A 12358-nucleotide genomic window follows, 5' to 3' on the forward strand; every position below is an offset into this window, starting at 1 on the left:
TTTGCGCTGGCGCAAAAACGCCGTATTTCCCTGTGGCAGGTGGCCTGCAATAAATCAATTTCGACCCACCCATGCCAAATAGCGCCCCGAAAGAGAACAAAAAAGAAACATATAAAACACAACAAGTTTACACACGAAGATCGGCCTGCTCAATGCGCCTGCCCAGAATGTTCTGACTGCAACAGAGTGCGTAATCCCGCTGCCTTGTTTTCGATCTCTTGCCACTCCTGCGCCGGATCGGAACCGGCCACAATCCCCGCCCCGGCATACAGTTCAACCCGAGCATCCTCGATCTGGCAGGAACGCAGCGCAACACAGAACTCAGCCTGTGCCGCAGAAAGATAACCCGCAGAGCCAGCATACCAACCGCGGGAAAAAGGCTCATGCTGGCGGATAAACTCACGCGAGGCCTGGCGCGGCAACCCGGCCACCGCAGCCGTCGGCTGCAATCGTTGCAGGCAATCGGCATCATCACACTGGTTCAGTTGCCCTTCAATACGCCGCCGCAGATGCTGTACCTTGCGCAACCGTACCACTTCTGGTGGCAACACATCGACCGCTCTGGCACCGCCTTGCAAACGCTGGCAGATATCATCAACCACCAGCAGGTTTTCCTGTTGGTTCTTGCCGTCTTGCAGCAACCATTGAGCCAGTGCCTGGGCTTGCCGCTCATCGGGATGGTTGGCAACCGTGCCCGCCAACGCTTCGGTCAGCAAATGTTTTCCTTCACGCAGGTACAATCTTTCCGGGCTGGAGCCAAGAAATGCGGAATGTGCATCAAAGCGCAGCATAAAGTGGTAGCATTGGTGATTCACCCTGCGGCTGGCGGCCATCATCGCAGGGGCAAACAACGGACTCTCCAGCGTCAACACTGAGCTGCGCGCCAAGACCACCTTATCCATCTGCTGCCGATTTATCGCCTTCAGCGCATCGCGCAGCATGATTTCCCACCCGGAACGTTCCGGCTGATGCTGCACCGACAGCACTTTCACCTGTAAATTCTCGATCGGTTTGATCACCAGCAGATTTTCAAGCCAGGCAAGCGCCGCTTGGGCGTCATCACTCAATGCCTCTTCAGAAAACAGGTTTAGCGTCAGTTCACACTTGCCTTGGCGGCTGAGAATTTCCAGGCGCGGCAAAAACAGCTGGGCGTCACCGTCAAAGGCAGTAAGCCCCCATAAACGGGCCGCAGGATAGGCATTCACGAATGCCTGCGCCATTGAAGGGTTTGGAAACTGCCGCAAAGCGCCGCACACCGCCGCCTCCTGCCGCCCTTCGCGATGACGCCAGTAGAATTGAGGGAACAGCACCTGCGCCGCCAGCCACTCCAGCAGCAAATCGCTCAGATGGCCGGGAACCACCAGCGTTAGCTGCCGAAATCCGGCTTCACGGGGAAAGCCGTGCCCAAGCTGCTGACGTAGCCGCCGCAGCAATCCCGAAAGTTGTTCCACTACCACCTCATTAACCAAACGCTATGTGGGGAATTATACGGTAAATCAACCCTCACGGGCGGAAAAATAGCGCTTATTAACCCATACCTTCCGCCGCTAATTATTTATTAAAATTGAAGTTTAAGATTAAAAAACGACCACACGCGCGCGACGGAACTATACTTAGAAGTCATGTTCCTGCCGCAGTGAAATCTTGTCATATCAAATCGATAGTTAAATCAAGATGTTCACAGCCTCCCAACGGTATTAACCCGCTGTCCTTTGGGTCAGATGTAAGGAGCTTTTTGCGTGAAAGAAATACTTATCAATTGGTTAAAGAAGCAGCGTCGCCGTCCCAAAGTGGCCCGGTTGCCCTTACGGCATAATCAGGCTACTGCAGAAGCCCCTCCCGCCAGCAACATCAAGGCAGAGCTGTTTTCGGTCGATCAAATGGAACGCTACGGCCAGCGCCTGGCACGCTCCCATAAGCTGGCAACCCATAAAACGCCCTACTATTTGCTCAAACGTCTCGATTACAACGAGCGGGTATTGACGGACAGTTGCCGCAGGTTGAGCAACGATAAGAAAAACACTATGACCCCGGCGGGCGACTGGCTGCTGGATAATTTTTATCTTATCGAGGAGCAGATCCGCGTCGTTAGGCACCATCTGCCGAAAACCTTCGGGCGTGGGCTGCCACAGTTAGCCGCCCCGCACAATTGCCCACGAATTTTCGATATCGCCACCGAAGCTATTGCTCACGGCGACGGGCGATGGGATGCCGAGAGCCTGACGCGCTATATTGCTGCCTACCAAAAAGAGGCCAATCTGACCCTGGGCGAGCTTTGGGCACTGCCAGGCATGCTGAGGCTGGCGCTCATTGAAAACCTGCGCCGCGTTGCGGTAGAAGTGGCCCAGGCACAGGAAGAACGCAGCCTGGCCGATAGTTGGGTGACCAAAATGCTGGAGTCGGCGGAAAACGATCCGGCCAACCTGATCATTGTGATTGCCGATATGGCACGCTCCAACCCGCCCCGCACCAGCGCCTTCGTGGCGGAACTGGTGCGTCGTCTACAGGGGCACGGCACCATGCTGGCGCTACCGCTGACCTGGGTTGAACAACGCCTGGCCGAAGTCAGCCTGACCTCCGATGAGCTTATCCATCGTTTCAACCAACAACTGGCCGTGAGCCAACTTTCCGTCAGCAACAGTATCGCTGGCCTGCGACAACTGAGTGAAATGGATTGGGCGGAATTTGTTGAGACCATGAGCAAGGTCGATCAGACGCTGCGCGAAGACCCTACCGGGGTTTATCCACTAATGCATTTCGATACCCGTGACAACTATCGTCATGTGATCGAGCGACTGGCTCGCCACTGTTCTCACAACGAGGTAGAGGTAGCACAACACGCTCTGAATATGGCAAGGATCGCTGCTGAAGATCCCCGCAACGATCCACGCACTCATCATATCGGCTATTACCTGATTGACCATGGCCGCACGCAGTTAGAGCAACAGCTCGACGTCCGACTTAGCCGTATTACGCACATCCGTCAGGCACTCAGCCAATCCCCGCTGCTTTCCTGGCTGGGCAGCATCAGCCTGCTCACGACGGCCTGCTGGGCCTTGCTGTTACGCCATGCCCACCAAACCGGACTCACCTGGGGATTATTGATCTTGCTATTCCCCTTGGGGATGGTGCTCGCTCAGTTCGTTATTAGCCTGCTCAGTGAGATCACCACCCGCAGCCGTTCTCCGCAGCCGCTGCCAAGGCTGGATTTTTCCTGTGGTATCCCGGCAGAGTTCCGCTCGCTGGTTGCCATTCCCACGCTGATAAGCAGCAAGCCCGGCATTGACCAGTTGATCAACACGCTGGAAGTTTGTTATCTGGGCAACGCCATTAAGCACCTGCATTTTGCCCTGCTCACCGACTTTAATGACTCACCTCGGCAACAGCAGCCAGACGATGCCGAACTGCTGGCCTATGCCAGCCAGAAGATAACTGAGCTTAATGCACAGTATGCCTGCGAAGGGCCAAGCCACTTTTTCCTGTTCCATCGCGATCGCCAGTGGAATGAAAAACAGCAGAGCTGGATGGGGCTGGAGCGTAAACGTGGCAAGTTGAACGCGCTGAACGATTGGCTGCGCAACCGTGGCAATGCGTTTACCACCCAGATTGGCCATGGGCTGGAGGTGCTGAAAAACGTCAAATACGTGATCACCCTGGACAGCGATACCGTGCTACCGCGTGAAACCGCACACCGGCTGATCGCCGCCATGGCCCATCCCCTGAATCAACCCCAGTATGATGCCAAACTGCAGAGGGTGGTGGAGGGTTATGCCATCCTGCAACCCCGCATGGCCGAAGAGATCCCCGCTTATGGCCAGAGCCGTTATGCTGCCTTGTGCAGCAGCACACCGGGCAACGATCCTTATACCCAGATGGCGTCAGATATCTATCAGGATCTGTTTGGCGAAGGCTCGTTTATCGGCAAAGGGATTTATGATGTAGACGTCTTCTCCCACAGCCTGAAGGGCACCTGCCCGGAAAATCTGGTGCTAAGCCACGATCTGCTGGAAGGTTGCTATGCCCGTTCCGGTTTATTGAGCGACGTCTTGCTCTATGAGCAGTATCCAAGCAACTATCTGGTCGATGTTGCCCGCCGCACCCGCTGGATCCGCGGCGATTGGCAGCTATTGAACTGGCTGTTGCCCCGGGTCACCACCGAAGACGGTTCACGGGCAGCTAACCCATTAAGTACCCTGTCGCGCTGGAAACTGTTCGATAACCTACGCCGCAGCCTGGTAGCCCCCTGCTTCCTGTTGCTGCTGTTCTTTGGCTTAACCTGGCTACCGGATATCCCATACTGGTTGGCGGTGTTCGCCATTATTCTGCTGCTGCCCACGCTGTTGGCGCTGTTGCAGGATGTGGTGCGCAAGCCCCCGCGTCGGCCTGTTATTCAGCACTTGCAGCTGGCGCTGAAGGGCTCACTGCACCGGCTGTGTCAGATTGGTCTGCGTCTGGCCGAGCTACCTCATGAAGCCTGGTACAGCCTGAAGGCCATTGGCATCACCCTGTGGCGTTTGCTGTTCAGCAAACGTAATCTGCAAGAGTGGACCAGCTTCGACCAATCCAAACACCATCTGACCGTCACGCTGGCGAATTTTTACCGCAACCTGTGGATCAACCCGTTTGCTGGCGTTTCATTGTTGCTATTGGCTGCCTTTTCCAGCCCGATAGCGCTGTTAGCCGCGATCCCGCTAGCCGCCTTGTGGATCCTGTCACCGTACCTGCTCTATTCGCTCAGCCTGGAGCCACAGCGCAGCAAAACGGCCATCGACGATCGTCAGCGCCGTTTCCTACGCCAGAGCAGCCGCGAAACCTGGGAGTTTTTCGCTACCTTTGTCACCCAGCAGGAAAACTGGCTACCGCCGGATAACTACCAGGAAATTCCAGAGCCGGTAGTGGCGCACCGCACGTCACCCACCAATATCGGGCTGGCGCTGTTGGCCGACCTCACCGCCTATGATTTCGGCTATATCACCCTCAGTGCAGCCTTGCAGCGTATTACCCTGACGTTGAATACGCTCGATCGCATGGAGCATTATCGCGGTCACCTGTACAACTGGTACGACACGCGCACCCTGGAGCCTTTGAATCCGCGTTATGTTTCTAGCGTGGACAGCGGTAATTTCGCGGGCCACATGCTGACCCTGAGCTCAGGCCTGCCAGCGTTGGCTATGCAGCCAGTTATCGAGCCAGCCCGCATTCTGGCCGGAGTGGAAGATACGTTGCTGATACTGGAGCAGCACTGGGGTAACGCCGCACCGAAAGGATTAACCAAACTGCGCAAACACTGGGAACAGGCGCAGAACGCCCATCCGGCGGCACTACAGGCTGAACTCAATGAAATGCGTAACCACTGTAATGGATTACAGGAACCCGCTCTGCAACAGGGTGACGAGGTCAAACGCTGGGCAGGCAACCTACACCAGCAGCTCAACGATCTGTGTGCCGAATGGGCATTATGGTTTAGCTGGCTGAGCGACAGCATGCCGGAGCTGGAACAAATCCCTAGCGTGCATTGGCTGGCCAACCCACCTAAACAGTTGACGCTGTCGACTGAACAGCAAACACAGTTGGATGCCGTGCAACAACTGGCAGCAGAACGCCTCGAACAGTTAGCGCAGTTGGCACGGCGCCTGACAGCAATGGCGCAAATGGACTTCAGCTTCCTGTATGACGAAGCCACCCATTTACTGACCGTCGGTTTCAACTGCGATCAAAACCGTGCCGACAGTGGTAAATACGATCTGCTGGCCTCGGAGATCCGCCTGACCAACTATGTAGCGATTGCCACCAACCAAATTCCACAGCGTAGCTGGTTTGCGTTAGGCAGGCTGTTTACGGTGATCGACAAGGAGCCAGCGCTGATGTCCTGGAGCGGCTCAATGTTTGAATACCTGATGCCGCAACTGGTGATGCCTGCCTATCCCGATACGTTACTGGTGCAAATGTGCCGCTCTGCAGTCGAGCGGCAAATTGCCTGGGGCAAGGAGCGCGGTGTACCGTGGGGGATTTCCGAGTCCGGCTACTTCGGTTTTGACGCTTTGCAAAACTACCAGTATCACGCCTTTGGTGTACCGGGGTTAGGGCTGCGGCGTGGGCTGGGTGACGACATGGTGATCGCCCCTTACGCCACCATGATGGCGCTGATTGTCGATCCGGACAGTGCCTGTAGCAACCTGGTGGAACTGGAAAAAAACGGTGCCAAGGGTCGTTATGGCTTCTATGAAGCGCTGGATTACACCACGTCGCGCCTCAGCCGGGGGCAACTGTATGTCATTGTTCGCTCCTATATGGCTCACCACCAGGGTATGAGTTTCCTGGCGCTGTCACACCTGCTGTTGGATGCGCCGATGGTGAAACGCTTTGCCAGTTACCCTGCCTTCCAGTCAACCCGTTTGCTGTTGCAGGAACGTGTGCCTGATGCGGTTGAGCTGTACAGCACCCGCCGCCACTTCGAAACCCATGAAGGCGCGATTACACCGGCCAGCTTCGCCGCGCGTGAGTTCACCCGTGTGGATACACCGATCCCGGAAGTCCAGTTGCTGTCGAATGCCAACTACCACCTGATGATCACCCAAACCGGCGGCAGCTACAGCCGCTGGCAGAATCTGGCGCTGACCCGTTGGCGTGAGGATGCCACCTGCGATAATTGGGGCGCATTCTGCTACCTGCGCGATCCGCAAACCGGCGAGGTGTGGAGCAATACCTGGCACCCTACCGGCGATACCGAAAAAGGCGGCTATCGCGCCGTCTTCAACGATGCCGGGGCGGAATTCCAACGCAAGCAGGGGCTGCTGTCGGTGAAAACCCAGGTAGTGATTTCCCCTGAGGACGACATCGAACTGCGGCGCTTAACCTTGGTGAACCGGGGCAAACAGCCGCGGACCATTGAGATCACCAGCTATGCCGAAGTGGTGCTGGCCCCGGCCAGCAACGATTTGGCCCACCCGGCGTTCAGCAATCTGTTTGTACAAACCGAGCTGTTGCAGGAACAGGATGCCATTCTGTGCCATCGCCGTCCGCGTGAGCCGAAAGAAAAATCGCCGTGGTTGCTGCATATGATGTCGGTCCAAGGTTCCAGCAGCAAAACGTCCTTTGAAACCGACCGGGCCAAGTTTATCGGCCGTGGCCGCACGGCAGCCAACCCGCAGGCGCTATATCAGAATCAACCCCTGACCAATAGCGCCGGGCCGGTGATCGATCCGATCATCGCCATCCGTCAGCGGATCCGGCTGGAACCCAACGTGCCGCTGACGCTGGATATCTTCTACGGCGTGTGTGAAGACCGAGCCACCAGCCTGGCGATGTTGGAGAAGTACCGCGACCGCCATATGGCCGATCGTATTTTCGAACTCGCCTGGTCGCACAGCCAGGTGGTGTTGCGCCAGTTGAACGCCAACGAAGAAGACGCCAATCTGTTTAACCGCCTGGCCAGCGCGGTGGTGTTCCCGGCGCAGGAAATGCGTGCCGCCAGCAATGAAATCATCAATAACCGCCGCGGGCAGTCCGGCCTGTGGGGCTATTCGATTTCCGGCGATCTGCCGATCGTGCTGCTGTCCGTCACTGACATTGAGAATATCGGGCTGGTGCAACAGCTCATTCAGGCACACAACTACTGGCGGCTGAAAGGATTATTGGTCGACCTGGTGATCCTCAATGAGGATTCCGGTGGTTACCGGCAAGATCTGCAAAATCGCATCATGGGGCTGATCGCCGCCGGGATGGAGTCTTCCCTGACGGACAAACCCGGAGGGATCTTCGTACGCTCCAGTGAACATATGTCACCGGAGGATCACACCTTGCTGCTGAGCGTAGCGCGGATCTATCTGGATGACCGCCGCGGTGGCCTGACGGAGCAACTCAACCAAAGGTTGCAACTGCCGCAAACGCTGCAACAGCCATTGGGGCCACCGACCGCCTCCTCCAAACTGGCTACCATGGCCAATTTGCCGCGTAATCTGCATTCACCGCAGTTGCCGATCATCGACAAGCTCCAGTTCTACAACGGGTTTGGCGGATTCTCGGAAGATGGCAGCGAATATGTGATCGCCATGAACGAAAGCAAGGTGACGCCGGCTCCGTGGTCAAACGTTATCGCCAACCCGATGTTCGGTTCGGTGATCTCTGAAAGCGGCCAAGCCTACACCTGGTATGAGAATGCGCATGAATACCGCCTGACGCCTTGGGATAACGATCCGGTCAGCGATCGCAGCGGCGAGGCTTTCTATCTGCGCGATGAAGAGAGTGGTCACATCTGGTCACCAACGCCGCTGCCCGCCCGTGGGCGCGGTCATTACCTGACGCGTCATGGCTTTGGTTACAGCGTATTTGAACACCGGGAAGGCGGTATCGATAGCCAGTTGACGATGCTGGTTGCCAAAGACGCCCCGGTGAAACTGTTCCTGTTGACGCTCACCAACACTTCTGGCCGGACGCGTAAGCTCTCGACCACCGGCTATGCCGAGCTAATCCTCGGTGATTTGCGCCAGAAATCGGCGATGCACGTAGTCACCCGTGTGGCCACACCGCCTGGCGGCTGTGGCATCCTCGCCACCAACCATTACACCAGCAGCGGATCGCCACGTACTGCGTTCTTCGGCGTTACCGGAGTCCATTGTTCGGTCACTGGCGATAGGCGGGAATTCATTGGCCGTAACGGTTCGTTGGCCGCTCCTGCCGTGCTTAAGCTGCGGCGGTTATCCGGCAAGACCGGTGCCGGGTTAGATCCCTGTGGCGCGGTGCAATCGGCCATCAGCATGATCGATGGCGATCAGCGCAGCTTTGTGTTTGCGCTTGGCCTGGGACAGGATGGCGACGAAGCCGAATCCCTGCTGCGCCAGTACCTCAACGAGGAGGCTTTGCAACACGAATTGCAGCAGGTCGATGCTCATTGGGACAAGATCCTCAACAAGGTGCAGATCGGTACGCCTCATCCAGCGGTTAACCTGCTGGCTAACGGCTGGTTACTGTATCAAACCCTCTCCTGCCGCATTCACGCACGCAGCGGTTATTACCAGTCCGGCGGCGCATTTGGCTTCCGCGATCAGCTCCAGGATACCTTGGCCCTGACGCATGCCTTGCCTGAGCGGATGCGTGAGCAGATCCTGCTGTGTGCTTCGCGCCAGTTTGTTGAAGGCGACGTTCAGCACTGGTGGCATCCACCACAGGGCAACGGGGTGCGCACCCGCTGCTCCGATGATTACCTGTGGTTGCCGCTGGCGATTTGCCACTACCTCGACACGACCGTCGACTCATCAATCCTCGAAGAACAGGTGGGTTATCTGGAGGCCCGTATACTGGCACCGGGTGAGGAGTCTTCCTATGAACAGCCTGGCATCAGCCCGAAACAGGAAAGCCTGTATCTCCACGGGGCCAGAGCGCTGAAGCATGGCCTGACCTTTGGCGAGCATGGCTTGCCGCTAATGGGGGCCGGTGACTGGAACGACGGCATGAACATGGTGGGATTGGAAGGCCGGGGTGAGAGCGTTTGGCTGGGCTTCTTCCTGTTCTATATTCTGCAACGTTACGGCAAACTGGCCACCCATCGCGGCGATCTTGAGCTGGCAGAACTGTGCCGCGAGGAAGCAGAAAAACTGCGCGCCAACCTGCACAACAACGCCTGGGATGGCGAATGGTATCGCCGTGGTTACTTCGATAGCGGAGAGCCCCTGGGTTCACACCAAGCGGCAGAATGCCGCATTGATGCCATAGCCCAGAGTTGGTCGATCCTTTCCGGTGCGGGTGACAAAGACCGCAGCGCGCAGGCAATGCAATCTCTGGATAAGCACCTGGTGGACGACCAGGCCGGCATCATCAAACTGCTGACCCCGCCCTTTGACGGTAACGGCCCGAATCCTGGCTACATCCGGGGTTACCTGCCCGGCGTGCGGGAAAACGGCGGTCAATACACTCACGGGGCGGTATGGGCGGTGATGGCGTTCGCCGAGATGGGCAATATCGAGCGCGCCTGGGAACTGATGGCGCTGATTAACCCCATCAACCACAGCCTGGATAGTACCGCAGCGGAGCGCTACAAGGTCGAACCTTATGTCGCCACGGCAGATATTTACGCGGTCGCCCCACACGTTGGGCGTGGGGGATGGAGCTGGTATACCGGCTCGGCGGGCTGGATGTATCGGTTGATCGTCGAGTCGTTGCTGGGGCTAAAACGCCACGGCAATACGCTTTCCATCCACACCCGCTTACCGGCAGATTGGCCGCCGGTCACCCTAACCTACCGTGAAGGGGAAAGCGAATATCACTTCACCCTACGCCAAGGGGAAGGGGAAACGCAGGTGATTATTGATGGTGTATTGCAACAGGAAGCGGTGATTAGCTTGGCTGATGAGGCCAAAATCTATCAGGTGGAGGTGATACTGGGGCGTTAACCTTAAGAGGCGCGGTAGCCAAGTAACTGCGTTTACTACCGCAACTCCCAAAGTTTGTGACAGGAGGGAGTCATTGCAGGTTAGCCGACCGTTGAGCGCATGGATGCGCGATTGCAAGCCCCAAGGACGGGTTTACGGCGTGTCGGTGTTCTGCATGACTCCTTCCTGTGACACTATTCGGCAGCTTCCACTGCCTTACTAGTTTTACTTACGGGCCAGCAATAGCCCAAGCACCAAACCTACCGTGGCACCAATGCCGACACTGTGCCAAGGCTTGTCACGGACATAGTCATCGGCGCGACATGCCACCTCTTTCGCCCGCACGTAATAACATTCTGAGCTATTTGCCAGACGCGACTTGATGTCTTTTAGCGCCCGCTCGGCATGGGATTTGATATCCGTATAGGCCTGATCGGCTCGATCGCCAGAGTAATCCAACACGTCTTGCAGCGTGTCACTCAGCATTCTCAGATCGTCATCCAGCGTCGTTTGGTTCTCGTCTCGGTTTTTCGCCATCTTTAAGCTCTCCGTTAGTAGTCAATTCAACGTTGCTTAGCCATCAACAACCCTTGGTCGTAGTCCCATGGTAGGACACGACCTGGATACACGCCATCGGAATGTTGATGAAAAAAGAGGCATGACAAGAAACGGACGCCCTTTCAGGCGTCGGTGGAGGCCTGTTCGGCCAGCGCTACCGAGGGGGATTTACGGCGTGCGGCCAGCCACAAGCCACTGTTTTTCATCGCGTAGCCAAACAGTAACCCGACCAACAGTGAGGCTGTAATCAATGGCCAGTTACCGTCACCGGCGAAGGTGGCGCAGGCACCGATAAAAGTCCCGGGAACAAAACCAAGCCATTGCTGTTTAGCCTGAATGCACATCAGGAAAGCGACAACGCCGGTCAGCAGGTAGCCCAGAATGCTCCAGGCAGGCTCCAATGCGCTACCGTGAATAATGACCATCGCCCAGAACACGCCGCTCAAACAGGTCAGTGTGCTGATTGCCAGGCCCTTGAGGCCACCTTGCGGACAGGCAAAATAGGCCGTGCAGCCAAGAAAGCCCGCCCAACTGATTAGCCCAAGGCTGATGGCAACCCAGCCCCATACGCCGGAGAGAATACCGGTAGTTACCGCAATGGCAAAAATGACGTTCATAATCCTGATCCGCTAAAATTAATCCGCTTAGTTTACGCGAAACCAGACCGCTATATGTGATAAAAATCACAAATAAAATGTAATTTGATATATAAAAATCACAAAAATGAGATTTTAATCACAAAAATAGCGTGTTTTTTCATCATGCAATGCGTGAATACCTGTAGCCTCATTACTGAGTTAACGCGGTAATACCGAGCGACCACCGGCCAACAACGTTAAAAAATAATCAGGATCGGCGCGGGAAGCCCACTCGCGTAACCCATATCCCCAACCCCACACACACCATGGCGCTGAGCAGGAATAGCAGGTTAACCGCCAGTTGCAGACTGGCATGGTCGATGATACTGCCAAGCAAAATGGGCACCCAGTTGGCAACATAAGCAATCACATAGAACAGTGAGATCAGGCGTGCATGGCTGGCTTTGGGTGAAATCAGGTTAACCAGTGTCGCACTGCCGACAAAGATGGCTCCGTAAGCATAACCGGCAATGACCATCCCCGCAGCGGCCAGCCCCAGCGAATGGATCTGAATGGCTTCGGCAAATACCACCACCGCTAACGCCTGTGCCAGGCAGCCAAACATTAGCGAATGCCGCGCATTAATTTGGCGGCTCAGGATCTGGCTGACCCCGGCAATCAGCAGGTAGACCGCAATCACATAGCCGAAACTGCTGCGGTTTTGCATGCCCAACAGCGTTTCCGCCACGTTGGGGCCGATCGCCAGGATGCTGGCAGCCAGCGCCCAACAGACAAACAGCGCGCTGGCACACACGAAAAACCGGCTCCCGGTCGCACGCAGGCCCGCGGACAAGG

The 12358-nt window shown here is 56.4% G+C and carries 4 protein-coding genes and 1 pseudogene; 1 reads left to right on the forward strand and 4 read right to left on the reverse strand.

The genetic code is table 11. The features are described from left to right. Positions 1-149 precede the first annotated feature (149 nt). Positions 150-1451, reverse strand: coding sequence for an isochorismate synthase MenF (gene menF, locus IMQ33_RS09920; protein ID WP_065683108.1), 1302 nt, complete (start codon positions 1449-1451; stop codon positions 150-152). 288 nt (positions 1452-1739) lie between these two features. On the opposite strand from menF, the gene IMQ33_RS09925 reads away from it, so the two are divergent. Continuing rightward, positions 1740-10388 (forward strand): glycoside hydrolase family 94 protein, encoded by an 8649-nt coding sequence (locus tag IMQ33_RS09925; protein WP_196062684.1) that lies wholly within the window; start codon positions 1740-1742, stop codon positions 10386-10388. A 204-nt stretch (positions 10389-10592) separates the two neighbouring features. Here IMQ33_RS09925 and elaB read toward each other — a convergent pair whose 3' ends face one another. The 3 genes and pseudogenes from elaB to IMQ33_RS09940 form a co-directional block, all read right to left on the reverse strand. Then, entirely contained in the window at positions 10593-10904 is a 312-nt protein-coding gene (gene elaB, locus IMQ33_RS09930) for a stress response protein ElaB (protein WP_065683106.1), read from the reverse strand. 143 nt (positions 10905-11047) lie between these two features. Further along, positions 11048-11542 carry a DUF1097 domain-containing protein gene (locus IMQ33_RS09935; protein ID WP_024485129.1) on the reverse strand — a complete coding sequence of 165 codons (495 nt, stop codon included), beginning with the start codon at positions 11540-11542 and terminating at the stop codon, positions 11048-11050. Positions 11543-11771: 229 nt separating this feature from the next. Further along, a pseudogene (locus IMQ33_RS09940) lies at positions 11772-12358 on the reverse strand (MFS transporter); the annotation flags it as partial.

The organism is Serratia sp. Res13-Sevr-LER1-36-b, assembly GCF_015673035.1.
In the GTDB taxonomy this organism is placed as follows: Bacteria; Pseudomonadota; Gammaproteobacteria; order Enterobacterales; family Enterobacteriaceae; genus Chania; species Chania fonticola_C.